General features: G+C 59.0%; 25 protein-coding genes. 12 read left to right on the forward strand and 13 right to left on the reverse strand.

Annotated features, from left to right (window positions below):
* Window positions 1–20: 20 nt before the first annotated feature.
* The 5 genes from hslU to U5K34_RS05160 form a co-directional block, all read right to left on the reverse strand.
* Window positions 21–1,373, reverse strand: coding sequence for an ATP-dependent protease ATPase subunit HslU (hslU, locus tag U5K34_RS05140; protein ID WP_322567400.1), 1,353 nt, complete (start codon window positions 1,371–1,373; stop codon window positions 21–23).
* A 22-nt stretch (window positions 1,374–1,395) separates the two neighbouring features.
* Window positions 1,396–1,935, reverse strand: coding sequence for an ATP-dependent protease subunit HslV (hslV, locus tag U5K34_RS05145; protein ID WP_322567401.1), 540 nt, complete (start codon window positions 1,933–1,935; stop codon window positions 1,396–1,398).
* Window positions 1,936–2,002: 67 nt separating this feature from the next.
* Entirely contained in the window at window positions 2,003–2,179 is a 177-nt protein-coding gene (locus U5K34_RS05150) for a hypothetical protein (protein WP_322567402.1), read from the reverse strand.
* Window positions 2,180–2,187: 8 nt separating this feature from the next.
* Complete coding sequence (locus U5K34_RS05155) at window positions 2,188–2,913, reverse strand: FkbM family methyltransferase (protein ID WP_322567403.1); 726 nt, start codon at window positions 2,911–2,913, stop codon at window positions 2,188–2,190.
* Window positions 2,914–2,994: 81 nt separating this feature from the next.
* Window positions 2,995–3,690 carry an ABC transporter substrate-binding protein gene (locus U5K34_RS05160; protein WP_322567404.1) on the reverse strand — a complete coding sequence of 232 codons (696 nt, stop codon included), beginning with the start codon at window positions 3,688–3,690 and terminating at the stop codon, window positions 2,995–2,997.
* Between the two features lie 196 nt (window positions 3,691–3,886).
* On the opposite strand from U5K34_RS05160, the gene hemB reads away from it, so the two are divergent.
* The 4 genes from hemB (at window position 3,887) to ppk1 (ending at window position 9,164) form a co-directional block, all read left to right on the forward strand.
* A complete protein-coding gene (gene hemB, locus U5K34_RS05165) occupies window positions 3,887–4,858 on the forward strand; it encodes a porphobilinogen synthase (RefSeq protein WP_416224050.1) in 972 nt (323 codons plus the stop codon).
* A 133-nt stretch (window positions 4,859–4,991) separates the two neighbouring features.
* Window positions 4,992–5,669, forward strand: a complete 678-nt coding sequence (locus tag U5K34_RS05170) for a TIGR00153 family protein (protein WP_322567406.1) — start codon at window positions 4,992–4,994, stop codon at window positions 5,667–5,669.
* A 20-nt stretch (window positions 5,670–5,689) separates the two neighbouring features.
* Entirely contained in the window at window positions 5,690–6,949 is a 1,260-nt protein-coding gene (locus tag U5K34_RS05175; RefSeq protein WP_322567407.1) for an inorganic phosphate transporter, read from the forward strand.
* Between the two features lie 124 nt (window positions 6,950–7,073).
* Complete coding sequence (gene ppk1, locus U5K34_RS05180; RefSeq protein ID WP_322567408.1) at window positions 7,074–9,164, forward strand: polyphosphate kinase 1; 2,091 nt, start codon at window positions 7,074–7,076, stop codon at window positions 9,162–9,164.
* A 491-nt stretch (window positions 9,165–9,655) separates the two neighbouring features.
* On the opposite strand, the gene ppx is transcribed toward ppk1, so the two are convergent.
* Entirely contained in the window at window positions 9,656–11,176 is a 1,521-nt protein-coding gene (gene ppx, locus U5K34_RS05185) for an exopolyphosphatase (RefSeq protein WP_322567409.1), read from the reverse strand.
* 125 nt (window positions 11,177–11,301) lie between these two features.
* Between ppx and aroE the strand changes: the two genes are divergently transcribed.
* Complete coding sequence (gene aroE / locus U5K34_RS05190; protein WP_322567410.1) at window positions 11,302–12,150, forward strand: shikimate dehydrogenase; 849 nt, start codon at window positions 11,302–11,304, stop codon at window positions 12,148–12,150.
* Window positions 12,151–12,283: 133 nt separating this feature from the next.
* Here the strand turns inward: aroE and U5K34_RS05195 are convergent, their stop codons facing one another.
* From U5K34_RS05195 to gorA, 4 genes are all read right to left on the reverse strand, one after another.
* Window positions 12,284–12,724 carry a DUF2784 domain-containing protein gene (locus U5K34_RS05195; protein WP_322567411.1) on the reverse strand — a complete coding sequence of 147 codons (441 nt, stop codon included), beginning with the start codon at window positions 12,722–12,724 and terminating at the stop codon, window positions 12,284–12,286.
* The gene (locus U5K34_RS05200; protein WP_322567412.1) at window positions 12,693–13,373 is read right to left on the reverse strand and encodes a DNA-3-methyladenine glycosylase; all 681 of its coding nucleotides are present in this window, start codon (window positions 13,371–13,373) and stop codon (window positions 12,693–12,695) included. The genes U5K34_RS05195 and U5K34_RS05200 overlap by 32 nt, the downstream gene beginning before the upstream one ends.
* 4 nt (window positions 13,374–13,377) lie before the next feature.
* Window positions 13,378–13,905, reverse strand: a complete 528-nt coding sequence (locus U5K34_RS05205) for a gamma carbonic anhydrase family protein (protein WP_322567413.1) — start codon at window positions 13,903–13,905, stop codon at window positions 13,378–13,380.
* A 113-nt stretch (window positions 13,906–14,018) separates the two neighbouring features.
* The gene (gorA, locus tag U5K34_RS05210; RefSeq protein WP_322567414.1) at window positions 14,019–15,368 is read right to left on the reverse strand and encodes a glutathione-disulfide reductase; all 1,350 of its coding nucleotides are present in this window, start codon (window positions 15,366–15,368) and stop codon (window positions 14,019–14,021) included.
* Window positions 15,369–15,565: 197 nt separating this feature from the next.
* On the opposite strand from gorA, the gene U5K34_RS05215 reads away from it, so the two are divergent.
* Window positions 15,566–15,880: a hypothetical protein gene (locus U5K34_RS05215; protein ID WP_322567415.1), complete on the forward strand. Its 315-nt coding sequence runs from the start codon at window positions 15,566–15,568 to the stop codon at window positions 15,878–15,880.
* 121 nt (window positions 15,881–16,001) lie between these two features.
* Here the strand turns inward: U5K34_RS05215 and U5K34_RS05220 are convergent, their stop codons facing one another.
* The gene (locus U5K34_RS05220; protein WP_322567416.1) at window positions 16,002–16,991 is read right to left on the reverse strand and encodes a serine/threonine protein kinase; all 990 of its coding nucleotides are present in this window, start codon (window positions 16,989–16,991) and stop codon (window positions 16,002–16,004) included.
* Window positions 16,992–17,087: 96 nt separating this feature from the next.
* On the opposite strand from U5K34_RS05220, the gene prlC reads away from it, so the two are divergent.
* From prlC to U5K34_RS05250, 6 genes are all read left to right on the forward strand, one after another.
* Complete coding sequence (prlC, locus tag U5K34_RS05225; protein WP_322567417.1) at window positions 17,088–19,130, forward strand: oligopeptidase A; 2,043 nt, start codon at window positions 17,088–17,090, stop codon at window positions 19,128–19,130.
* A gap of 139 nt (window positions 19,131–19,269) precedes the next feature.
* A complete protein-coding gene (locus tag U5K34_RS05230) occupies window positions 19,270–20,085 on the forward strand; it encodes a TIGR04211 family SH3 domain-containing protein (protein ID WP_322567418.1) in 816 nt (271 codons plus the stop codon).
* A 27-nt stretch (window positions 20,086–20,112) separates the two neighbouring features.
* The gene (gene xth, locus U5K34_RS05235; protein WP_416224051.1) at window positions 20,113–20,886 is read left to right on the forward strand and encodes an exodeoxyribonuclease III; all 774 of its coding nucleotides are present in this window, start codon (window positions 20,113–20,115) and stop codon (window positions 20,884–20,886) included.
* A gap of 179 nt (window positions 20,887–21,065) precedes the next feature.
* A complete protein-coding gene (gene ubiD / locus U5K34_RS05240; protein ID WP_322567420.1) occupies window positions 21,066–22,550 on the forward strand; it encodes a 4-hydroxy-3-polyprenylbenzoate decarboxylase in 1,485 nt (494 codons plus the stop codon).
* Window positions 22,551–22,769: 219 nt separating this feature from the next.
* The gene (locus tag U5K34_RS05245; protein WP_322567421.1) at window positions 22,770–23,411 is read left to right on the forward strand and encodes a ParA family protein; all 642 of its coding nucleotides are present in this window, start codon (window positions 22,770–22,772) and stop codon (window positions 23,409–23,411) included.
* 3 nt (window positions 23,412–23,414) lie between these two features.
* The gene (locus tag U5K34_RS05250) at window positions 23,415–23,966 is read left to right on the forward strand and encodes a DUF4136 domain-containing protein (protein ID WP_322567422.1); all 552 of its coding nucleotides are present in this window, start codon (window positions 23,415–23,417) and stop codon (window positions 23,964–23,966) included.
* Between the two features lie 216 nt (window positions 23,967–24,182).
* On the opposite strand, the gene U5K34_RS05255 is transcribed toward U5K34_RS05250, so the two are convergent.
* Both U5K34_RS05255 and mnmE read right to left on the reverse strand, forming a co-directional pair.
* The gene (locus tag U5K34_RS05255) at window positions 24,183–24,998 is read right to left on the reverse strand and encodes a M48 family metallopeptidase (RefSeq protein ID WP_322567423.1); all 816 of its coding nucleotides are present in this window, start codon (window positions 24,996–24,998) and stop codon (window positions 24,183–24,185) included.
* Between the two features lie 27 nt (window positions 24,999–25,025).
* Window positions 25,026–26,357 carry a tRNA uridine-5-carboxymethylaminomethyl(34) synthesis GTPase MnmE gene (mnmE, locus tag U5K34_RS05260; RefSeq protein ID WP_416224052.1) on the reverse strand — a complete coding sequence of 444 codons (1,332 nt, stop codon included), beginning with the start codon at window positions 26,355–26,357 and terminating at the stop codon, window positions 25,026–25,028.
* Between the last annotated feature and the right edge of the window lie 32 nt (window positions 26,358–26,389).

Here is a 26,389-nt window from a genome sequence, read left to right on the forward strand (position 1 = left end):
GTCTGTCCCGCGCGGGACACTTACAGAATATAACGACTCAGATCCTCATCTTGCGCCAGCTCGGCGAGATTTTCATCCACATAGTCCGCGGTGATTTTGATCTGTTCGCCGGCCCGTTCCGACGCCTCGAATGAAATCTGCTCCAGCAGTCGTTCGAGCATGGTGTGCAGGCGTCGGGCGCCGATGTTTTCTGTCCGCTCATTCACCTGCCAGGCAATCTCCGCCAGGCGATGGATGCCGTCGTCGGTAAAGGTCAGTTGCACATCCTCGGTATACATCAGGGCACGATACTGTTCGGTCAGCGAGGCATCGGGCTCGGTAAGAATGCGAACAAAGTCGTCGGTTGTCAGCGGTTCCAGCTCGACCCGGATCGGTAAGCGGCCCTGCAATTCGGGTATCAGATCCGAGGGCTTGGACAGATGAAACGCCCCCGAGGCGATAAACAGGATGTGATCGGTACGCACCACGCCGTACTTGGTACTGACGCTGGAACCCTCCACCAGCGGCAACAGATCCCGCTGGACACCTTCGCGGGAGACATCGGTGCCGGAGGTTTCGCTGCGCTTGGCGATCTTGTCCATCTCGTCCAGAAACACGATGCCGTGCTGTTCGACGTTTTCCACCGCCTTGATTTTAATCTCTTCCTCGTTGACCAGCTTGCCGGCTTCCTCGTCGGTCAGGGTCTTGAGGGCCTGGCTGATGGTCATCTTGCGCGTTTTGGTACGCTGACCGGAGAGATTCTGGAACATGCCCTGTAGCTGGTTGGTCATCTCCTCCATGCCGGGCGGGGCCATGATCTCGACCCCCATCGGTGAGTCGCTGACCTCGATTTCGATTTCCTTGTCGTCCAGCTCGCCCTCGCGCAATTTCTTGCGGAATTTTTGCCGGGTGGCATTTTCCTGCTCGCTGCTCTTTTCGGCGGGTTGTTCGGCATTGAAACCAAAGCTGCTGCTGCGTGCCGGCGGCAGCAGGATATCCAGGACCCGTTCTTCGGCGGCATCGGACGCCCGGTGGCGGACCTTGTCCATCGCCTGCTCGCGGGTAATCTTGATGGAGACCTCGACCAGATCACGGATGATCGACTCCACATCCCGACCAACATAGCCCACTTCTGTGAACTTGGTCGCTTCCACCTTGATGAACGGGGCATTGGCCAGCCGTGCCAGACGCCGGGCGATCTCGGTCTTGCCGACCCCGGTAGGGCCGATCATCAGAATGTTCTTGGGCGTGATCTCGTTGCGCAGCTCAACATCCACACAACTGCGTCGCCAGCGGTTGCGCAGGGCGATAGCCACCGCCCGCTTGGCGGCGGACTGGCCGATAATGTGCTTGTCCAGTTCCTGGACAATCTCGCGCGGTGTCATCTGGGACATGGGAGGCCTTAACAGTCGGGGTTCAGTGTTCGAGTTCTTCGATAACCAGGTTATGGTTGGTATAGATGCAGGTGTCGGCGGCAATATTCAAGGCTTTCTCGGTGATGGCGCGGGCATCCAGCTCGCTGTTTTCCAGCAGCGCCCGGGCCGCGGCCTGGGCATAGGGTCCGCCGGAACCGATCGCCACCAGGTTGTACTCCGGTTCGATCACATCGCCATTGCCGGAGATGATCAGCATCGCCTCCTTGTCGGCCACGGTCAGCAGAGCTTCGAGCCGGCGCAGGGTGCGATCGGTGCGCCAGTCCTTGGCCATCTCCACGGCGGAGCGCACCAGATTACCGGAGTGTTTTTCCAGCTTGCCCTCGAAGTATTCAAACAGGGTGAAGGCATCGGCCGTGCCACCGGCGAAACCGGCCAGCACCTTGTTATGATAGAGGCGACGTACCTTGCGGGCATTGCCCTTCATGACCGTGTCACCAAAACTGACCTGGCCGTCGGCGCCCAGCACCACCTTGTTATCGCGCCGCACGCAGAGCACTGTCGTGCCGTCAAACTGTTTCACCGCCTGCTCCTGTCGCTGTACGGGCCGGGCATTGTACACCAGCGGCGCGGACAAAAAACCCTGCGCCTCAGGCAGGGGTTTCGCTCGCCAGACGGGCGGCGGCCCGGCGCCGGAACCAGGCCGTGGCCCCGGCGGCGGTGACGATGCACCAGACGGCGAACAATGCCCCGGGCAGCGCGGTTTGCGGCTGCTCGGCAAAGTGGGCCAGCACCACGCCCAGACCGGCATTCTGCATGCCCATCACGATGGCCTCTATTGCTGAAGCAGGAAGGACAATTCACGTCCCGTCTCGGAAATCGCAAAAAGGCGATAGCCTGCCGCCCTCAGCCGCCGGATCAGTGCCGCTGTCTTTTTCGGTCCAATACCGGGTATACGGTGATGAAACTCCACCAGCAACTGTTCCGGTTTGATTGAATGATCGAGCATGTTCTCCAGCACATCGTACTCGGCCCCTTCAATGTCGATCTTCATCAGGTCGATATGATCATGGCCGAGTTTGGCCATGATACTGCCGATCGTAAACGCAGGCACGTCAACGCCGGAGTCGGCGACACCCTCTTCGGCAATTAGCGTATACATCACTTTTGATTTTTTGTTACCCCTGACACGCGGGTATAACGTCATGGACCCATCACTGTCGGTTACCGCCCAGGGATGGAACTGAAACTTCCCGGGAATATCCGACTGACCGGATAACCAGTCAACAGTGGATGGCGTGGGATCGAATGCATATACCGACAAACCAAACTGGTTTATTAATACCAAATCGAAATCGATATCTTCCCCTACCCCGAACGAATAAACAACGGATTCGCTATTCAGCCTGTCCGGATAAAACAGCCAGCCTCCTTTGTTCAGCGTGTTAATCCGGATTTCCGGCCTGAGCCACAGCTCTTCACCGACCAGTCGTTTGACCAACAGTTTTGTAAATTTGTAACCGTCGGATTGTTCGATTCGCTTTAAAATCGGTTTTGACATGGTTCTCTCTGGACGATTATTCGGCACTGCCGGGAACAGTATTCACGTTCTTCAACGAGTCTTCTTCTTTAGATTACCGGTTCAGCTATTGGCGCCAGCCGGCTGCTTGACCAGATCCTCGTCTTCACTGGCCAGGCGAGCGATAAGCTGGTCAAGACCATTGCGACGGATCTCGTCGTTGAAGCTATTGCGATAGGTGGTGATCAAACTCACGCCTTCGACGGAAACGTCATAGACCTTCCAGCCCTTGCGCGTCATATGCATGTGATAGTTGACCGGGACAGGCTGACCATTGGGCGGGTGCACGTGGGAGCGGACGGTAATATCCTCGCTGCCGGCTTCGGCGCGCACCGGTTGAAACCGGATCAGGTTTTCATCGACCGTGTTTTCATCCAGATAATCGGCCAGCGCGGTGGAATAAAAGCGTAACAGCATGCCGCGAAAATGTTTCATGAAGCTGATCTTCTGCTCCTTGCTGGCACGCCGCCAGTGTTTGCCCAGCACCCAGCGCGAGGCCGTGATCAGATCGATATGCGGCAGCAGCAGCTCCTCCACCAGTTCCTCGACCACTTTCGGATTTTGCTTGATCTCCTCGCGGCGCTGGTTGGTCGCCTGGATCATCTCCCGGGCGACCTGTTCCAGCTGTTGCCGGGCCTGATCGGGATCGTTATCGGCCGCCACGGCGGGACGCCCCGACACAAGCAGCAGCATGACCAGCAGGGTGCCGATCCAGGCAGGCAGACGAAACAGGGTGGCGGGCAAGGTTGACTGGTTCATGATGGTGCGGCTCCCGTTTAAAATGGGTATCGGTTACGGTATGCTCAAGTAAGGTTATCGGCCTTTCTGGGCCGATTCTCCAGCTCAGACTTATTATATAGCTTTGGCTGCCCGAATAGGGCACCGGTTCACTTTTTCACAGGAGAGGCAGGTGGCGCAAATCGAGACCGGACGCGGCCGTTATCCCGGCGTGCGCATGCGCCGGATGCGGCGGGACAATTTTTCCCGCCGGCTGATGCGCGAATCGCAGCTGAGCGTGGATGATCTGATTTATCCCATGTTCGTGCTCGAAGGCGAGGGACTGCGCGAAGCGGTACCTTCCATGCCCGGCATCGAACGGGTCAGCATCGACCAGCTGCTGCGCGAGGGCGAACAGCTGCTCGAGCTCGGCATCCCGGCCGTGGCCCTGTTTCCGGTCACCCCGCCCGGGGCCAAATCCGAGGATGCCCGCGAGGCCTACAACCCCGAGGGGCTGGCCCAGCGGGCGGTGCGGGCACTCAAGGAACAGCTGCCGGAACTGGGCGTGATCACCGATGTCGCCCTGGATCCCTTCACCACCCACGGCCAGGACGGCCTGCTCGATCGCAGCGGCTACGTGCTCAATGACGAGACCGTCGAGGTGCTGGTTCGCCAGGCACTTTCCCACGCCGAGGCCGGCGCCGACGTGGTGGCGCCATCGGACATGATGGACGGGCGTATCGGCCAGATTCGTCAGTCGCTGGAAGGGGCCGGTCACATCCATACCCGGATTCTGGCCTATTCGGCCAAGTACGCCTCCAGCTTCTACGGCCCGTTTCGCGACGCGGTGGGTTCGGCGGCCAACCTGGGCGGCGGTAACAAATACAGCTACCAGATGGATCCCGCCAACAGCGACGAGGCGCTGTGGGAGGTAGGCCTGGATCTGGACGAGGGCGCCGACATGGTGATGATCAAACCGGGGATGCCCTACCTGGATATCGTCCGGCGCGTGAAACAGGAATTCGGCGCGCCGACCTACGTCTATCAGGTCAGCGGCGAATACGCCATGCTCATGGCCGCGGCGCAAAACGGCTGGCTGGATGAACAAGCGGTGATCATGGAATCGCTGCTGGGCTTCAAGCGCGCCGGCGCCGATGGGATTCTCACCTACTTCGCAAAACGCGCCGCCGGCTGGTTAAAAGACGGCTGATTCTTTGCCCGACGGCACATTGTGTCCGCCGTCACAAAACTGTCATATTTTTCTTCACGTCGGTATACTGCGCGGGCAGCTGACGCCCGTCGTCAACTGCCGGTGAGCAAACCCTAACGCCAAGGTATTCGCCATGCCCCGAAGCTATATATCCGGACTGTTCAGCTCTTCGCCTATCTCCCCCCTGCAGCAGCACATGGCCAAGGTCCAGGCAACCGTGACCGAGCTACTGCCGTTCTTCAAGGCCGCCCTGAAAGAAGACTGGGAGCAGGCTGAATCCCAGCAACAGTTGATCGCCACTCGCGAGAACGAGGCCGATGCACTCAAGCGAGAACTGCGACTCAAGCTGCCTCGCGGGCTGTTCATGCCGGTTTCTCGTCGCGATCTGCTGGAGGTGCTGACCATGCAGGATCGCATCGCCAACAAGGCCAAGGACATTGCCGGGCTGATGCTGGGGCGCAAAATGCAGTTCCCCGATATCATGCATGCGCCGTTACTGGATTTTGTGGACCGTTGTGCCGATGCCACGGCGCAGGCCCAGACCGCGATCAATGAGCTGGATGAGCTGATTGCCACCGGTTTCGGCGGCAACGAAATCGATCTGGTGGAATCGATGATTCACAAGCTCGATGAAATCGAGAGCGATACCGACGATATTCAGGTCGCGGTACGCGCCGTACTGTTCAAGATGGAAAAGGACCTTCCCCCTGTCGACGTGATGTTCATGTACCGGATTCTTGACTGGATCGGGGACCTGGCCGACCTGGCCCAGCGCGTCGGCAGCCGGCTCGAATTGATGCTGGCCCGCTAAAAAATAACAACCAGGGGAAGATGATGGAATTTGGTTTGACCTTCATTATTCTTGCGTGTGTCTTCGGCCTGTTCATGGCCTGGGGTGTGGGAGCCAATGACGTCGCCAATGCCATGGCCACCTCGGTCGGCTCAAAAGCGCTGACCATCAAACAGGCGATCATCATCGCCGCCGTATTCGAATTTCTCGGCGCCTTTCTCGCCGGCGGTCAGGTGACCGCCACCATTCGCAAAGGCATGATCGACGCTGATCTCATGGCCGGCTCGCCGGAGCTCCTGGTTTACGGCATGATGGCCGCCCTGCTGGCCGCCGGGATCTGGCTGCTCATCGCCAGCCGCGCCGGCTGGCCGGTCTCCACCACCCATTCCATCGTCGGTGCCATTGTCGGTTTTGCCGCGGTCGGGCTGGGTATCGAAGCCGTGCACTGGGCCAAGGTCGGCACCATCGTCATGAGCTGGGTGGTTTCGCCCGTGACCTCGGGCGCCATCGCGTTTGCCCTGTTCATGAGCGTGCAAAAGCTGATTTTCAATACCGATGACCCGCTGGCCAATGCGCGTCGTTATGTGCCGGGTTACATTTTCCTGGTGGGCTTCATCGTCGCGCTGGTCACCATGCTCAAGGGGCTCAAACACATCGGCCTGGAACTGAATATGTTTCAGAGCTACCTGGTTGCCATCGGTGTGGGAATCGTGACCATGCTGATCGGGATCTATTTCATCCGCCGGCTCAGGTTCGACCCCGATGCCGATCGGGATTATCACTTTACCAACGTGGAAAAGGTCTTCGGGGTTCTGATGATGGTCACCGCCTGCGCGATGGCCTTCGCCCACGGCTCCAACGACGTGGCCAATGCCGTCGGGCCGCTGGCGGCGGTCGTCAGCATCGTGCAGAACGAGGGCGAGGTAACCCAGCGTTCGTTGATGGCGCCCTGGATCCTGCTGCTGGGCGGGGTTGGCATCGTCGCGGGACTGATGATGTACGGCCACAAGGTGATTGCCACCGTCGGCCAGGGCATTACCGAACTGACCCCGAGCCGCGGCTTTGCCGCGACGCTGGCCGCGGCCACCACCGTGGTGATCGCTTCCGGGACCGGCCTGCCCATCTCCACCACCCATACGCTGGTCGGCGCGGTCCTCGGCGTGGGCATGGCGCGCGGTATCGCCGCGGTCAACATGGCTGTGGTGCGCACCATTTTCATGTCCTGGATCGTCACCCTGCCCGCCGGCGCGATCCTGGCGATTCTGTTCTTCTTCATGTTCAAAGGTATTTTCGGCAGCTGAAATCAACTACCTCAGGGAGAGCTGCGTTCCACATACCTGTCCCTGGTCGAGATTTGGAAACACTTGATTTTAGTTAGAATCCATTTGTCATCCGGTTGTCATACGGTTATGGTTTTATGACAACATGGAGAAAATCAACCTGACCGACCCCGATCTCTATTTCAACCGCGAATTGAGCCTGCTCCAGTTTCAGTCGCGCGTGCTGGCCCAGGCCAGCGACGAGAGTGTGCCGCTGCTCGAGCGACTGCGGTTTTTGTGCATCTCCAGCACCAATCTGGACGAGTTTTTCGAAATCCGGGTGGCCGGGCTGATGCATCGCGCCGCACTCGAATCCACCAGTGGCAGTGCCGACAGCCTGACGCCGGAGCAGCTGCTGGCCCGGATCAGCGACGAGGCCCATCGCCTGGTGGACGAGCAATACCGGGTCCTGAACGAAGTCCTGATCCCCGAACTGGGCAAACAGCGGATCCACTTTCTCAAACGCACGCACTGGAACCAGAAACAGGCCGCCTGGATCAAACGCTATTTCACCAACGATCTGTTACCGGTGTTGAGCCCGCTGGGGCTGGATCCGTCCCATCCCTTCCCGCGGGTGCTCAATCGCAGTCTCAACTTCATCGTCGCCCTGGAAGGCAAGGACGCCTTCGGTCGTGACAGTCGTATCGCCATCGTTCAGGCACCGCGCAGTCTGCCGCGCCTGATCCGTCTGCCCTCGTCGCTTGCCAACGGCGATACGTTTGTCTTCTTGAGCTCCATCATCCACACCCATGTCAGTGAACTGTTCCCGGGCATGAACGTCACCGGTTGCTACCAGTTCCGGGTGACCCGCGACAGCGATCTGTTTGTGGACGAGGAGGAAATCGACGATCTGATGCGCGCCATCAAGGGCGAGCTCTCCTCGCGCCGTCTGAGTGATGCGGTGCGTCTGGAAGTGGCGGACAATTGCAGCGATGAGATGGCCGAGTATCTATTGCATAAGTTCAAGCTCAATCAGGAGGATCTCTACCAGGTCAATGGCCCGGTGAATCTCAACCGCTTGATGGAGATTCATGATCTGGTGGACCGGCCCGATCTCAAGTATCCGCCGTTCACTCCCGGTATTCCCAAACGAATCAAGAACAACGAGGACCTGTTCGAGGTGATTCGCCACGGCGATGTGCTGTTGCATCATCCCTTCGAGTCCTTTGCCCCGGTCATCAGTCTGTTGAAACAGGCCGCCGGCGATCCGCAGGTGCTGGCGATCAAGCAGACCCTGTACCGCACCGGTGCCGATTCGCCCCTGGTCGACGCGCTGGTGGAGGCTGCCCGTACCGGCAAGGAAGTTACCGTGGTGGTGGAACTGCGCGCCCGTTTCGACGAGGCGGCCAATATCGAGCTGGCGACCCGCCTGCAGGATGCCGGCGCACATGTGGTTTACGGTGTGGTCGGGCACAAGACCCACGCCAAGTTGCTATTGATCGTCCGTCGCGAAGGGCGCCGGATTCGCCGCTACGCGCATCTGGGGACCGGCAACTACCACGCCGGCACCGCGCGGGTGTATACCGACTATGGCCTGCTGACCTGCGACAAGGCCATTGGCGATGATGTGCATCGACTCTTCACCCAGCTGACCGGCCTGGGCAAGGCCACCAAGCTGCGCAAGTTGTGGCAGTCGCCGTTTACTCTGCATAAACGGCTGATGAGCCTGATCGATCAGGAAGCGGAAACCGCGCGTGCCGGCAAGCCGGCCCGGATCATCGTCAAGATCAATTCCCTGGTGGAATCGAAGATCATCGCCAGACTTTATGCTGCCTCGCAGGCCGGGGTCAAAATTGATCTGATCGTGCGCGGGATCTGTTGCCTGCGCCCCGGCGTCACCGGGATTTCCGACAACATTCATGTTCGCTCGGTAGTCGGCCGGTTTCTGGAACACACCCGGGTCTATTATTTTGAAAACGAGGGCGATCCGCAGGTACTCTGTTCCAGCGCCGACTGGATGGATCGTAACTTTTTCCGCCGGGTGGAAACCTGTTTCCCCATTGAGGACCCGACCCTGAAAAAACGGGTGATAAACGACGGACTGCTGGCTTATCTGGCGGACAATACCCTTGCCTGGCAACTGCAGACCGATGGGACTTACCGCAAGATTAAACAGGGCAACCAGAAACCGCGTAATGTGCAACGCCAGCTGCTGGAAAAACTGGCCGCGGATCCGGGTACCGAGAAAAATAACTAGTCACTGGCTGCTATATAAAAGTCCCCAATACCCGATCATCCCATGTAGGGTGGAACAAACGAAGCGGTTCCACCTGAACCCCGGCAAAACCTGGATTCGTCGCGTTGCTCCTTGATCCAGGCTACTGCGGGTAGGTCACCTGGCATGAGCCTGCGTGACACCCCTACCAATATGGAGATAATGATCTCTCGCAGAGGCGCAGAGCACGCCGGGAATGCGCAATATCAGATTTCTCTGCGCCTTTGCGACTCTGCGAGAGTTACGCGTTTTCCTTCTATGGCACACCTTTCCTAAACCGATATCACCATCGAAACAATGGACACACCAATCCGCACAGAAAACAGGAGAGTGAATCACGGGTGGATTGAGGGTGTTCAGACAAAGGAACAGGCCCGATAAAGCGAAGCAGTACCGGGCAACACCGCAGATTGCCGGACACCGCGTTGCTATGTCCGGCCTACCACTGGCCGCCAATGACCAGAGCCTTGCAATTACGGTGTGGTGATTTTCAGTTCATAATCGAGTAACTGCAGGTACTCGACCTCGCGCTCCAGATCTGCCCGCGTCAAATCATGCTGATCCAGCCACGCATCGGGAAAGCTCAGCTTGAGTTGTCGGGGCCTGGCCTTGAGATGGACATCGGGCAGGGCGTCGTGCAACCGACTGCGTTGCAGCTTTACCGCCAGGCGCAGCAGGATCGTCAGTTTCACAGCGATCTCCCGCAGCGCTTTGGGCAGATTGTCAAATGTCCGCGGGTCCGGCTTGCGCCGATGACTGCGTACCAGGTTTGCCAGCAATTGCTGCTCCTGGATACTGAATCCGGGCAGATCAGAGTGCTCCAGCAGGTAGGCCCCGTGCTTGTGATAACCGGCATGCGCAATGGCCAGACCGATCTCGTGCAGGCGGGCCGCCCAGCCCAGTAGCTGTGCATATCGCGACGGGTCGAGTTGCCAGGACTCACTGACCTGATCCAGCAAGGTGAGCGCCGTTTTTTCCACCTGCCAGGCATGCTCGAGATCGATCTGATAGCGTTTTTGTAACTGCTCGACACTGTGCTCGCGCACATCTTCATGCTGATGCCGACCGAGCATGTCGTACAGCAACCCTTCGCGCAGCGCCCCGTCCGAAACCAGCATCAGCTTGATATCCAGTGACTGAAACAGCGCCCACATGATCGCAAACCCGCCGACAAAGACCGGTCTGCGTCCCTCATTCAAGCCCTTCAGGGAAAGCCGATCAACGTGGCCGGCCTCCAGCAACGCCTTGCGCAGTTGTTTCATGGCTTTGGCCGTGATGCCTTCAGTACACCAGCCCTGCGCCTGCACCACTTTTGCCAGCGCCTTCGCGGTACCCGAGGCCCCGACCGTCTGCTCCCAGCCCAGTTGATGACAGCGATAGGCAAACCCTTCCAGCTCCAGTTGCGCCGCCATTTCGGCCGCTCGCAGACGGATCGGGGTAATCGCGCCATCCGGAAAAAATTCCCGGCTCATACTCACACAACCCATATACAGGCTTTCCAGCAACAGGGGTTCGAAACGCTCGCCGATGATCACCTCGGTACTGCCACCCCCGATGTCGATCACCATACGGCGATTACCATCTTCGGCCAGGCTGTGGGCTACCCCCAGATAGATCAGCCGGGCCTCTTCAATGCCCGAAATGATTTCCACCGATTGTCCCAGCGCCGTTTCCGCCCGCTGTAAAAATTCCGTGGCATTGCGTGCCGCGCGCAAGGTGTTGGTGCCGACCACCCGCACTTCCCGATCCTTGAGACTTTGCAAACGCTGGCCGAACCGTTCCAGGCAGTCCAGCGCGCGCTGCTGTGCCGCTTCATCCAGATTCCCGGCCTCGTCCAGCCCGGCACCAAGACGCACCATTTCGCGCAAGCGATCCTGCACCTGCAGGGCACGGTCGCTGGCACGGGCCACAATCATGTGAAAACTGTTGGAACCCAGATCCACCGCCGCAAGCTGACGGTGAAACTGCTCTTTTCGGGAACGGGAAAAAATCATACTATGCGGTTTTATCCACTCGGCGCCGGATGCGATACAATACTAACACGCTGCCCTGGTGCATGTGACATCAGGAACACGGCTTACATACCAGACTCAAATCAGCCACCAATGAAGCCAGAACTATGAGCGACCTGTTCGATTTTCGCCGCCGCCTCGACAACTATGCCGTGATGGGCAACCCGGTTGCCCACAGCAAATCGCCCCGCATACACTCGCTGTTTGCCGAGCAGACCGGCGAGCCGGTCCACTACGAAGCGATCCAGGTCGATCCCGGCGGTTTTCCCCAGGCCGTCGGCAACTTCGACGCCAGTGGCGGCAAGGGACTGAATATCACCGTGCCTTTCAAACAGGAGGCCTGGGCGCTGGTCAACGAGCGCAGCGAGCGGGCCGAACGGGCCGGCGCGGTCAACACCATCAAGTTTGGTGACGCCACACTGTACGGTGACAACACCGATGGCATCGGGCTGGTCAACGATCTGCTCAACAACCGTCTTGTCATTAAAGGCAAACGGGTGTTGCTGATGGGCGCCGGCGGCGCGGCGCGTGGCGTGCTGGCCCCGCTGCTGGAACAGCAACCGGCGCAACTGGTGATTGCCAACCGCACGGCAGAAAAAGCCCGGGAACTGGCTGACGCCTTCCACGATCTGGGAAAGATCGAGGGTTGTGGCTACGCGGCGCTGGAAGACAAACAGTTCGATCTGGTGATTAACGCCACCGCCGCCAGCCTGCAGGGTGAACTACCGCCGCTGCCCGATAACCTGCTCGCCGACGGCGCCGTCTGTTACGACATGATGTACGGCGCCGAACCCACGCCCTTCATGCGCTGGGCTTTCGAACAGGACGCGACGACCGTACTCGACGGCCTGGGCATGCTGGTGGAACAGGCCGCCGAATCGTTCTACATCTGGCGCGGCGTGCGGCCCGAGACCAAAACCGTCATCGAACAACTGCGCCGCGAGATGGCCTCTTAGGCAGCGTGGTGGAAGATACGCAAAGGACGCAGAGGCGCAAAGAACGCAAAGTAAATCATTATTGCTCCGGTCCTTTAAAGTATATGTTCCCGGCGCTTCAACGCACTGCCGATTATTCGGTGGCACCATTAAATCACTTTTCTCTTTGCGTCCTCTGCGTCTTGGCGCCCTTTGCGTTATTTCTAATGCGCCAACTATTACCTCTATGCCGTTGGCGGTAGATGAAAACCGTGTAGATCACCACGTTCAATATGATCAACCCGATGCCGATCATTATCTGCATTTCGTAGGTCAATCCGGGTGGATAGATTATCGGTATGAGGTAGTGGTTGATAAACCCGCCCTCATAGGTTTCCATGCCGGCCAGCTGGCGGAAGGTTTTTTCCAGCGGCGTGAGCGGGCAGTAACCGCCGCTGAACTGAATATAGATCCCCCAGAATAACGCCGGCAGATGCAGCCAGGCCAGTTTCGGCCAGCGCAATACCGGCAGTCCGCCCACAGTAACGAAGACGACAAACAGAAAATGCAGCAGAACCGTCAGTTCAGCCAGCAGCAGATACAGCATGGAGAACATAATCGCGTCCTTCCTGCCAGTGGCGTTTGCTTAAAGGATTGCTGGTGCACTGCCCGGCATGTGCCCGATCGATAAACCGGTACATCAGGTGTTCATCACGACCTTCGGGGATACCCAGACGCGTGGTCTGAATGATCGATTCCGGCTGATAACCGACATCGTCGATATAAAAGTGCTGTTTGTCGAACGGCTGTTGATCCCAGCGATTGACCTTCAGACCCAGTGCCGCGCATAACAGCGTTTGCCCGCTGCAGAGTTTTGCTTCCGGGCGTTGTTTGCCCGAGCCTTTGACCGGATTGAGACCCTGCATGATCGCCAGATTGTCGCGCGGCGACTTGCGATCAAAATACGCGACTGCCGATTTGATCAGCACCGCGTTACCTTCGCCGCGGGCACTGATGTTCAGCGAGTCGCCGCCGCGGGCGTAGTACATATAAATCGTACCCGGGTCCATGAACATGGCACGGCGTTTCCCGGTATACCCCTGCGAGGAGTGACTGCCACGCTCGTCGAGATAATAGGCTTCGGTTTCGATGATGCGGCAGGCCAGCCAGCGTTCAGCATGACGATGGCGAAGCACTTTACCGAGCAGGGCTTTTGCCAGCTCAGCGGGCTCCTGATCGAAAAACGCCGGCCCCAGTCGTGCCATGGCGTCAGGATTGCTGATGGCGGTTTTTCAGGCGTACATAGTGCTGGGCGGAATAGGCGATGGATTCACGTTCCTCGTCCGTCAACGCGCGTACCTTGCGTGCCGGGCTGCCCAGCCAGAGACCGCTTTCCAGTTCCTTGCCGGGGGTCACCAGGGCGCCGGCACCGATGATGGTATGCGCATGCACAACGGCACCGTCCATGACGGTCGCTCCCATCCCGATCAGGCAGTTGTCGTGGACCGTACAGCCATGCAGGGTGACCCGGTGACCGACCGTCACGTTATCACCCACGTTCAGCGCATAGCCGCCGGGATTGTGTGGCCCGTCGTGGGTCACATGCAGCACGGAATTATCCTGGATATTGGTATTGGCACCGATACGGATATGATTCACGTCGCCGCGGATCACCGTAAACGGCCAGATGGAACTGTCGGCGCCGACAACCACATCCCCGATCACCAGCGCCGATTCATCCACATAGGCATCGGGATGCAGGTCGGGCAGAATATTTTCAAAATCGCGAATGGCCACCTGGTTTCATCCTTTGTTTGTGTAGGAGCGGCTGCGCCGCGACAGGCTTTCCCGTACCGCACGGCCTATCGCGCCAAAGGCGCTCCTACATCGCGATCACCCGGTTAATCCGTTTAACGCAGAGTCACGAGTTCCTCGGAGCTCGTAGGATGAATCGCAACACAGTTATCGAAGTCTTTCTTGGTCGCACCCATCCTGATCGCCACGCCAAAGCCCTGCAGCATTTCATCGGCGCCCATGCCGATGATATGGCAACCCACCACTTTCTCCTCGGCGCCGATGCAAACCAGTTTCATGGCGGTACGCTGGGGATGGGGACTGAAAGCATGGTACATGGCGGTGAAACCGGTCTGGTAAACCTTGACCGCATCACCGTGCTGCTCGCGGGCCTCGTCCTCGCTGAGGCCAATGGTGCCGATGGCCGGATGGCTGAACATGACCGTGGGAATATTGTCGTAATCGAGTTTACGTTCGGGCATGTTGTTGAATAGCCGATCGGACAACCGGCGCGCGGCGGCAATCGCCACCGGGGTCAGTTGAGCCTTGCCGATCACGTCACCGACGGCATACACGCCTTCGACATTGGTCTGCTGGTATTCGTCGGTCGGGATGGTGCCGTCATCATTATGTTTGACCCCGGCCGCCTCCAGGTCGAGATTGGCGGTATTGGGGGCGCGGCCGATGGCCCAGATCAGGCAATCGTAACCTTCCAGGGTAACGCCGCTCTGGCAGTGAATATTCAACGTGCCGTCGGCCTGTTTTTCGACCCGCTCGACATTGACCCGGGACATGATATTGACCCCGGCGTTCATCATCTCTTCCATCAGGGTCTCGCGCAGCATGGCATCGAAATCCGAGAGAAAGTGATCCCGGCGCAGCAGCATACTCACCTCGCTGCCCAGGCTGTTGAGTACCCCGGCCAGCTCCACGGCGATATACCCGGCGCCCACCACGGCCACCCGTTTGGGTTGCTGCTTGAGGGCAAAGAAGCCGTCGGAGGTGATACCATGCTCGGCACCCGGCACCTCCGGCACCACCGGATAACCACCGGGGGCGATCACGATATGGTCCGCCGTGTACTGCTCACCGTCCACCTCCACGGTGTGGGCATCGGCAAACCGGGCCGTACCCTGGATGTGCTCGATGTTGGAATCTTTCAGGTAATTGCCATACCACTCGGTGATGCCGTTGATATAGCCTTCGCGCGCTTCCACCAGTTTGCCCCAGTCGAACTTGTTGAGACTGACGTCGAAGCCGTAACCGCTGGCGTCATGTAACGTTTCGGCCACCCCGGCGGCGAACCACATGACCTTTTTGGGCACACAGCCGACGTTGACACAGGTGCCGCCCAGCTTGTTGTTTTCAATGACGGCGGTTTTTTTCCCGTACTCGGCGGCACGCTCGGCCGCGGACAATCCGCCGCTGCCGGCGCCGATGGAAATCAGATCGAAATGTTGACTCATAGAGACTCTCTACTGCGATTGGGGATGAATTTTCCTGAAGCCTGAAAAATGACAGGGTTTTTGGCAAGCAGGCTGTTGAAAACGTTACGAGTGCCGTCATACCAGGCACAGTAGTTTTCAGCAGCCTGCTAGAGACAATATTATATAGAGATCGTAAGATCCTGCATCCATTTCTAAAGCAAAGCGGGAAACCGAGAATGAGCGATTCCATCACCCTGTCCGATGATCTGATCCACGGCATCTACAACGTCATCGTGCAACACGACGCCAATGTGGAAAAGAACATGATGCTGGCCCTGCAATACCTGTCCGCCGTCTCCGGCTATCTGGCCGCCGGCTATCCCGGCAACGACAACGAACGCGACGAGGTGATCGACCAGCTGGCCGCCTTCGCCAAGCATGTGGCCGCCCAGGAAGCGCAGGACTCCGCCGCGCAGCAGCAACCGGCCGCGCCCCAGGGCCGCAGCGAACAGACCGACGACCCGGCCGTTGGCATCTGGAAGCCGGAATAAATCCGCAGTAACAAAGGAGCGCAATGCCCCGCCGGCATTGATTCTACTCGCAACGGCCTAAACCCTCCCCTTTACCAGATGGGTCGGGACTGGCCGTGGGACACGCGGTGCTGCTTGCGTTTCACGGCTCCAGCGGGGGTTGTTCCAGCCGTTCCACCTGCTCGCGCAGGATGTTGAGCTGTTCTTCCCAGTAGCGGGGGGTATTGAACCAGGGAAAGTGCATGGGAAAGGCGGGATCGTCCCAGCGTCGCGCCAGCCAGCCGCTGTAGTGAATCAGCCGCAGGCCACGCAGGGCTTCGATCAGGCGCAATTCCAGTGCATTGAAATCATAGAACTGGCTGTAGCCTTCCAGCAGCAGGGCCAGCTGGCGGGTCATCTCCTCCCGCTCGCCGCTGAGCAGCATCCACAGATCCTGCACCGCCGGGCCGATCATGCAATCGTCCAGATCCACAAAATGGGGGCCCTGTTCGGTCCACAGGATATTGCCGGGATGACAGTCACCGTGCAGCCGCAGGGGCTCGACCCACTCCCCGACCTCGGCCCAGACTGTCGTAATCGCCGCCAGCAGGGTTTCGGCCGCCTGGCGATAATTGTGGGCCAGCTCGGCGGGGACAAAATCGTGTTCCATTAAATAGGAATAGGGGCCGCTGCCGAGCAGCTCGATGCTCAGTCGGGGGCGGTGACGAAACAGCCGCTGACTGCCGCAGGCATGGATGCGCCCCAGCATGCGCCCCATCCAGCGCAGATGCGCCGGATCATCGAGCTCCGGCGGACGCCCGCCGCGACGAGGATAGAGGGCCAGCCGGTAACCGGCGTGGTGCAGCAGGGTCTGATCCCCGGACACCCGCAGTGGCGCAATCACCGGGATTTCCAGCTCGACCAGTTCCTGCGCGAAAGCATGTTCCTCCAGAATCGCCTCATCCGACCAGCGCCCCGGGCGGTAGATCTTGGCGATCAGGAAATCGCCATCTTCCAGGCCGACCTGATAGACCCGGTTTTCGTAACTGTTCAATGCCAGCAGGGCGCCGCTGGCTTGAAAACCGCAGGCGTCGACAGCATCCAGTATTAAGGCCGGAGTCAGATTGGCATAGGGCAAGCTGTGTTCGGCCAAAACTGTCTCCCGTCCCGCAGGCGATGGCGGTTCATGCTAAATTAGTCCGCGCAACGTGCGCCCGAATTCACTTACACAGTATCAGGTACCGTATTGATGTCCAATCCTTTGCTCGAAATGACCAGTCTGCCGCCTTTCGGCCAGATTAAACCCGAACACGTCGAACCGGCGATCGACACCCTGCTGCAACGCAACCGTGAGCAACTGCAACAGCTGCTGGCCGATCGCGATGGCTACAGCTGGGAGAACCTGATCCAGCCTCTGGAAGAGATGGATGATCAACTGGATCGTGCCTGGTCACCCGTCAGTCACATGAACTCGGTCGTCAACAGCGACGCCCTGCGCGAGGCGTACAACGCCTGTCTGGCCAAACTCAGTGACTATGCCACCGAGCTGGGCCAGAACGAGCAGCTGTATGCCGCTTACAAGGCGATCGCCGACTCGCCCGAGTATGCGCAACTGGACGCGGCGCAAAAAAAGATCATCGACAACGCCCTGCGCGATTTTCATCTCTCTGGCGTGGATCTGCCCGCCGAGAAAAAACAGCGTTACAAGGAAATCCAGCAACGACTCTCCAGCCTGACCACTAAATTCGAGGAGAACCTGCTGGATGCCACCCATGCCTGGTACAAACAAATCACGGACGAAAGCCGGCTGGCCGGCCTGCCCGAATCGGCCCGCGCCATGGCCCGCCAGGCCGCGGAAGAAAAAGCGCTGGAAGGCTGGGTCTTTACTCTCGATTTTCCCTCGTATTACGCCGTGATGACCCATGCCGACGATCGGGATCTGCGCAGCGAACTGCACGAGGCCTATGTCACCCGCGCCTCGGATCAGGGCCCGCATGCCGGTCAGTGGGATAACTCGCCAGTGATGGAGGAGATCCTCGCGCTGCGCCATGAACTGGCCCGGCTGCTCGGTTTTGCCAACTATGCCGAACGTTCGCTGGCCACCAAGATGGCCGAATCCCCCGAACAGGTGCTCTCCTTTTTGCACGATCTGGCCCGGCGGGCCAAACCGGTGGCCGAGCAGGATCTGGCCGAACTCAGTGACTTCGCCCGCCAGCAGCATGGGTTGGAGCAGCTGGAACCATGGGATATCGCCTATTACTCGGAGAAACTGCGTCAGCACAAATACGCCCTCTCCCAGGAAGATCTCAAACCCTATTTTCCGGAGAGCCGCGTCATCCCCGGCATGTTCGAGGTGGTTAAACGGCTTTACGGTATCGAGATCAACGAAGTCGACGGAGTCGATAGCTGGCATCCGGATGTCCGGTTTTACGAAATCCGCGATGCCCGGGGCGAGCTGCGGGGCCAGTTCTATCTGGATCTGTATGCACGTTCCAAAAAGCGGGGCGGCGCCTGGATGGACGATTGTCGCGGACGCCTGCGCCACACCAGTGGCGAGCTGCAGAGCCCGGTCGCTTATCTGACCTGCAACCTGACGCCGCCGGTCGGCGACCAGCCGGCGCTGTTCACCCACGACGAGGTGATTACCCTGTTCCATGAGTTCGGTCACGGCCTGCACCACATGCTGACCCGGGTTGACCATATCGGCGTATCGGGCATCAACGGCGTCGCCTGGGATGCGGTCGAACTGCCCAGCCAGTTCATGGAAAACTGGTGCTGGGAACGCGACGCCCTGGATGTCATCACCGGCCATTATCAAACCGGTGAACCATTACCGGAGGATCTCTACCAGAAGATGTATGCTGCGAAAAATTTCCAGGCCGGGATGTTCATGGTTCGCCAGCTGGAGTTCTCGTTGTTCGATTTTCGCCTGCACCTGGAATATGACCCGCAGCAGGGCGGCCGGATTCAGGAAATGCTGGATCAGGTGCGCGAGGAAGTGACAGTCGTCAAACCGGCGCCGTATAATCGATTCCAGCACGGTTTTGCGCACATCTTCGCCGGCGGTTATGCGGCAGGCTATTACAGTTACATGTGGGCGGAAGTGTTGTCGGCGGATGCCTTCTCCCTGTTTGAGGAAACGGGGATTTTCGATCGCGCCACCGGGCAGCGGTTTTTGACCTCGGTACTGGAGCAGGGTGGCACCCGGGAGCCGATGGAGCTGTTCGTCGACTTCCGTGGCCGGGAGCCCCGGATCGATGCATTGTTACGCCATACCGGCATCGCGGCCTGAAAGCGAATCGCGGATGGCTTCATGGACAGACCGGAACAATGAAAATAGCACCGTCACCAAACAGACGGTATGACCGCACAACGTCCTGCTAAAGAAGGTTGTGCGGACCAAATAATTCAAATATCTGGATGTTTACAGAATGAAAACACTCCTGCGGTTTACCTGCCTGGTTTTGTTACTCGCTGGTCCCCCGTTGAGCCAGGCAGCCACCGAATATGTCACTGATCGCATCGAGATCGGTGTTCATCAGCAACCCGACACGAACAGCCCGATCACCACCATGCTCTCCAGTGGTGACAGCGTCGAGGTGTTGCAGGCACGGGAAGATTTCAAACAGGTCCAGCTGAACGACGGCAGTAAAGGCTGGATCCATGCCGCCTACCTGGTCGACCGTCAACCGGCCACCGTGGAATACGATCTGCTGGCCAAAAAGCATGATGAGCTGACCAGCGAAATCAAACAAAAAACCGAACGCCTGAGCAAACTCGAACGGGATCTGCAAATCCGCCGCGACGAATTATCCAATGCCAGAACCACCATCCGCGAATTAAAAAAACAGATTGACGCCGGGGGCGACAGCGAGGCGCTGAACGAGGAAAACCTGAAGCAGCTGGCCGAAAAGGAACGCCAGATCGAACAGCTCCAGGCGGAGATCGAAACTTTGAATGAACAATCGGAACAGGCCACCCCCGATCCCCCGGGTGTGGAACAATACCGGGCCCAGCTGGAGCAACAGAAAAAACGTAACGAGGATCTACAGGCCCGTATCGATCTGGCCCAGGAATTTCTCGGTCGCGAACAACTCCCCAGTGCCGAGGAACTGGAAAAATGGCGTCCCGCCTTGCCGGGCTGGTACTGGGGTACGCTGCTGACCGTGCTGATTATCGGTATCGTTGCCGGGATTGGCTGGATGGATTTCCGGCTGCGTCGACGTCATGGCGGTTTTCGCATCTGAGACACAGCGCACGGTCGATCGAATATGCTGAAACTGGCCAGCTGGAACGTGAACTCCCTGCGCGTCCGGTTACCGCAGGTGCTCGACTGGCTCACCGCTCATCAGCCGGATCTGGTCGGCCTGCAGGAAACCAAATTGCAGAATGCGCAATTTCCCATCGAACAACTGGCCAGCGCCGGCTACAACGTCATCGCCAATGGCCAGAAAACCTATAATGGCGTCGCCCTGCTGGCCCGCCAGCCTCTGACCCCCGGGGCGGTTGCACTCGACATTCCCGACTTCGAGGATTCGCAGCGGCGTGTGGTCGCCGCCACCTGCGACGGTGTCCGGTTTATTAATCTGTATGTGCCCAACGGATCCGAAGTGGGCTCGGACAAGTTTCGTTACAAACTCGACTGGCTGGACGCCCTGTTGGCCTGGCTGGAGGCGCAACGCCGGGAGTATCCCGATCTGGTGGTCGTCGGTGATTTCAATATTGCCCCCGAAGATCGCGACGTGCACGATCCGCAAACCTGGCAGGGCTCGGTGCTGGTCAGCGAACCGGAGCGGGAAAAATTTCGCCAGCTGCTGGCGCTGGGCTTCAAAGACAGCTTCCGACTGTTCGATCAGCCCGCAGGCTCCTACAGCTGGTGGGACTACCGCGCCGCCGCCTTTCGCCGCAATCTGGGCCTGCGCATCGATCATATTCTGATCAGCGATCACCTGGCCGACCGGGTAATGGGATCGACCATCGACACCGCCCCGCGCAAACTCGAACGCCCCTCCGATCACGCCCCGGTCGTGGCAACTGTTCAACTTTGAACTTTTTTCAATCCTGATTGATTTAACTCTCGCCAAGCCGCAGAGCACGCAACGTTTAAAACCAATAAATGCTTACTCTGCACCACGGCGTCTTTGCGGGAGTCATATTCACAATACTCTCTGGATGACATGTTATCCGTCTGTCGTTATGATGCAGCGAAGTTCAGCAGGTAACGTCTATGAAATACCGCGACTTACGTGATTTTATCGCCCAGCTCGAGCAGCGCGGGGAACTCAAACGGATTCAGACCGAGATCGATCCTTATCTGGAAATGACCGAGATCTGCGATCGCACCCTGCGCGCCGGCGGACCGGCATTGCTGTTTGAAAACCCCAAAGGCTCGGATATTCCCGTGCTCGCCAACCTGTTCGGCACGCCGCAGCGGGTGGCGCTGGGCATGGGGGAAGAGTCGGTCGAGGCCCTGCGCGAGGTTGGCAAGTTGCTCGCCTTCTTAAAAGAGCCCGATCCGCCCAAAGGCATGAAGGATGCCTGGAGCAAGCTGCCGATCTTCAAGCAGGTGCTGAACATGGCGCCGAAAGTGGTCAAGGGCGCCGCCTGCCAGAAACAGATCATCGAAGGGGATGAGGTGGACCTCAACAAACTGCCCATCCAGACCTGCTGGCCGGGCGATGCCGGCCCGCTGATTACCTGGGCGCTGGTCATTACCAAAGGACCCAACAAGGAACGGCAGAATCTGGGTATCTATCGCCAGCAGTTGATCGGTCGCAACAAGCTGATCATGCGCTGGCTGGCGCATCGCGGCGGCGCGCTCGATTATCGCGACTGGCAACAGACCCATCCCGGCGAACCCTTTCCGGTGGCCGTGGCGCTGGGCGCCGATCCCGCCACCATTCTCGGCGCGGTCACGCCGGTGCCCGATACGCTCTCCGAGTATGGCTTTGCCGGCCTGTTGCGCGGCGACAAGACCGAAGTGACGCAATGTCTGGGCTCGGATCTGCAGGTCCCCGCCTCGGCCGAATTTGTCCTCGAAGGCGTGATTCATCCGGGTGAAATGGCGGATGAAGGGCCCTTCGGCGATCACACCGGTTATTACAACGAGGTGGAACAGTTCCCGGTGTTTACCGTCGAGCGTATCACCCACCGCCCCGATCCCATCTATCACAGCACCTACACCGGCCGCCCGCCCGATGAACCGGCGGTGCTGGGCGTGGCGCTCAATGAAGTCTTTGTACCGCTGTTGCAAAAACAGTTTCCGGAGATCGTTGATTTTTACCTGCCGCCGGAAGGCTGCTCCTACCGTATGGCCGTGGTGAGTATGAAAAAACAGTACCCCGGTCACGCCAAGCGCGTGATGCTCGGCGTCTGGTCGTTCCTGCGCCAGTTCATGTATACCAAGTTTGTGATCGTCACCGACGAGGATGTGGACGTGCGCAACTGGCAGGATGTGATCTGGGCCATGACCACGCGCATGGATCCCATCCGGGATACCACCCTGATCGACAACACACCGATCGATTATCTCGATTTCGCCTCGCCGGTCTCCGGCCTGGGCAGCAAGATCGGTTTCGATGCCACCAACAAATGGCCGGGCGAAACCCAACGCGAATGGGGCCGCCCCATCAGCATGGATGACAGCGTCAAACAACGCATTGACACCATCTGGGACGAGCTGGGTATTTTCGATAACAGCGAAAAAGCATAACCACCAAGGCACAAAGACACGAAGATTTAAATTCTTTAAAACTCTATTTGTCTCGGTTAACGTTTCGCTATCCCTTCCAGGGTTACCCGATCGTGATTTTTTCTTCACATGCAAGATGCATTTTGTCTACACTGAATTGAATCGGTACTGATACGGTACGCCTTTCCTCGTTACTCGTCCCTCGTACCTCGTCCCTGAGATCCAAGGAGGTCGTACCGGATGCGTAATATCATGGTGCTCAATGCCAAGGGCGGTTGTGGTAAAAGCACGATCGCGACCAACCTGGCCAGTTACTACGCTTATGAACTGGAAAAGCAGGTTGTCCTGGCCGACTTTGATCCGCAAGGCTCCAGCCTGGCCTGGCTGGGTGCCCGGCCCGATAACTATCCGGTTATTCATGGCATCGATGCGACCCGCAACCCGGTTCGCGCACCCAAAGAGACAGAGGTTGTCATCATGGATGCCCCGGCCCGGGTGCAGGGCCCGGAACTGACCCGGCTGGTGCGCCGGGTGGAGACCATCATCGTTCCGGTGCTGCCCTCGCCCATTGATATTCGGGCAGCGGCTGATTTCATGAAGGAACTTCTGACCACCGGCAAGGTCTCTCGTAAGGAGACCCGCGTCGCCGTGGTGGCCAACCGGGTCCGGGAGAACACCTTGATCTACCAGTCCCTGCAGGCGTTCTTGAAAAATTTGAAGATTCCGTTTGTCACCACCCTGCGCGACACCCAGAATTACATTCGCGCCGAGGAGCGGGGTGTCGGTATTTTCGAGATGGCGCCCTCGCAGGTGTGGTGGGATCTGGAACAGTGGGAACCGTTAATTCGATGGCTGAGGAGCAAGCGCAGCCAGGGAGTCTAGCTCATGTCTGCATTACGTCGATTTGTTCTGTTGCTCGTATCCCTGTCGCTGGTGGCCTGCGGAACAACCGTCAATGTCGATTACGATCAAAGTATCAACTTTGCGGCCATTCACAGTTTCAAACTCCAAACCCAGCCCGTTAAAATCAGCGACGACCCACGTATCGACAGCAGCCTGATGCAACAACGGGTCGTGACCGCCATTCGTGAGGCACTGATCAAAAAGGGTTTGCAGGCCGCTCCGACACCGGATGTGCGTGTCAGTTATCGGATTGATGTCACACAGGAAATCGAAAGCGATCCCTCCGGTGTCTCGGTGGGGATCGGCACCTTCAGCCGTAACGTGGGTATCGGTTTTGGCTACGGTTTTCCCGCCGCCGATGTGGAATCCTACGATCGCATTATCCTCACCATCGACCTCCACAGCCCTGACGAAAAGCTGTTATGGCGCGGCTCCGACAGCCGACGACTGAATTCCGGCAGTACCCCACAGAAGAGCAATCGGCTGATCAACGAGCTGGTCGAGGCGATCCTCGAGCGCTATCCACCCCGCTAGCCCCTGCGGGCATAAACTCCATGGTCTCGGGTAACCCCTCCGATTGCCGGACAGCGCGTTGCTATGTCCGGCCTACCACTATTTATACTCTGGCTAATCCCGTAGGTCACGCTGGCGTTAGCCTGCGTGACACCCTGCCGATACGGAGAATGTCAGGTAACGCTACGCGAACCTGATCGACACCGCTTAACAGTCTTTCTGGATTCCAGACCGGGTTCACCGGGCCAGTTCGACCGGCGCGACGGGACCGGGGCTCGGCGGCTGCAGCTGGCGCATTTGCGGAACCAGCTGACGCAAGGTTTGTTGCCGGTTACCGGGCGCCGGGTGGGTACTCAAAAATTGCGGGGGACCGTTGCCACTGACTTTTTCCATTTTTTGCCAGAGCGTCACCGCCGCCTGCGGGTCATAGCCGGCCCGGGCCGCCAGCTCGATCCCGATGCGATCGGCTTCTGATTCCGCGGTGCGGCTGTTGGGCAACTGCACCGCCAGTTGCGCGGCAATGGCGCCGGCGGTCAGGGTGGAATCCGAGGCATCGGTGGCAATCCCGACCGCACTGACGCCCAGCTGGGTCGCGATCGCCACGGACATCTGTTCCGCCGTGTGATTCGCCAGGGCATGGGCGATTTCATGGCCCATGATCTGGGCCAGCTCGGCGTCAGTCAGGTTTAGCTGATCGATCAGACCGGTATAGACCGCCATCCGCCCGCCGGCCATGGCCCAGGCATTCACGGTTTTTGGATCATCGATCACCGCCACACTCCATTTCCAGTTTTTCGATTCGGGATACTGCTTCACGGCAACCGCAACCAGCCGACCGGTAATCTCCTGCACGCGCTGATTCACCGCCGAATCGCGCACCAGTTTATTCTCTTTGCTCAGCGCCCCGACCGTATTCATATAGGCTTTTTCCGATTCGACGATGGCGGTCTTCGGGGAGATCAGCATCAACTGGGATCGGCCTGTCGGGCTGGTGGTACAGGCAATCACCAGCACCGCGCTCAGCAGCAGGATCAAATTGCGTTTGATAGACATGGATCGAGACTCCTTCGTTGATCGGACTTATTTGCCGATACAAAAACTGGAAAAGATCTTCCCCAGCAGATCGTCACTGCTCACCTCGCCGGTAATTTCACCCAGGGCCTGCTGGGCCTGACGCAGATCCTCGGCCAGCAGCTCGCCGGCCCCGTGCTCGCTGAGCTGGGCGCTACCGTTGACAATCAGTTCATGGGCCCGCTGCAGGGCATCCACATGCCGGCGCCGGGCCATGAACACGCCTTCACCGGCTGAAGTGTAGCCCACGCAGGCTTTGAGATGATCCCGTAACAGCTCGATACCCTGGCCTTCCACCGCCGACAGATAGACCTGCGTGCCCCGGGCCCCTTCCTGCACTTTCGGCGATTCCCCGCTGAGATCGATCTTGTTATGAACCCGGGTCACCGGCAGATGCGCCGGCAGTTGCTTCAGGATGGTGGCCTCGCCGTCGCCGAAGCCCTGGCGATCGTCGATCAGCAGCAGCACCCGGTCGGCCTGTTCGATGGCCTGCCAGGTGCGTTCCATCCCGATTCGCTCCACTTCATCCCCGCCCTCGCGCAGGCCGGCGGTGTCGATAATGTGCAGCGGCAGGCCGTCGATGCTGATCTCCTCGCGCAGCACATCGCGGGTGGTGCCGGCGATATGGGTGACAATGGCCGATTCGCGCCCGGCCAGGGCATTGAGCAGACTCGATTTGCCGGTATTGGGCTGGCCGGCCAGGACGATCCGCATCCCCTCGCGCAACAGCTGGCCCTGGTGGGCCTGTTTGATTACCTCGTCCAGCTCGCGCTGCAACCCGTCGAGCTGATCGGTCACCCGTTTGTCCGAGAGAAAGTCGATCTCCTCCTCGGGAAAATCGATGGCCGCTTCCACGTAGATGCGCAGTTCGGTCAGCTGTTCGACCACGCTGTGAATCCAGTCGGAGAACACCCCCTGCAGGGAGCGTTGCGCCGAGCGCGCCGCCTGCTCGGATCCGGCCTCGATCAGATCGGCCACGGCCTCGGCCTGGGCCAGATCCAGCTTATCATTGAGAAACGCCCGCTCGGAAAACTCGCCCGCCCGGGCCAGGCGCGCGCCCAGCTCGATCACCCGCGTCAGCAGCATGTCCATGACCACCGGGCCGCCGTGACCGTGCAGTTCGAGCACGTCTTCGCCGGTAAATGAATGGGGACGGGGAAACCAGAGCGCCAGGCCGGTATCGATTGCCTGGCCCGCGCTGTCGTAAAACGGGAGGTATTCGGCCTGGCGCGGTCGGGGCAGATGCCCCAGCACCGCCCCGGCAATCGCCGCACAGGCCGGACCCGAAACACGAATGATGCCGACCCCGCCGCGCCCCGGCGGGGTGGCCAGGGCCGCGATGGTGTCGGGGGCGTAAGCGCGTGACCTCGTTA

Origin of the sequence: Thiohalophilus sp., from assembly GCF_034521165.1 — a bacterium.
Taxonomy (GTDB): domain Bacteria; phylum Pseudomonadota; class Gammaproteobacteria; order UBA6429; family Thiohalophilaceae; genus Thiohalophilus.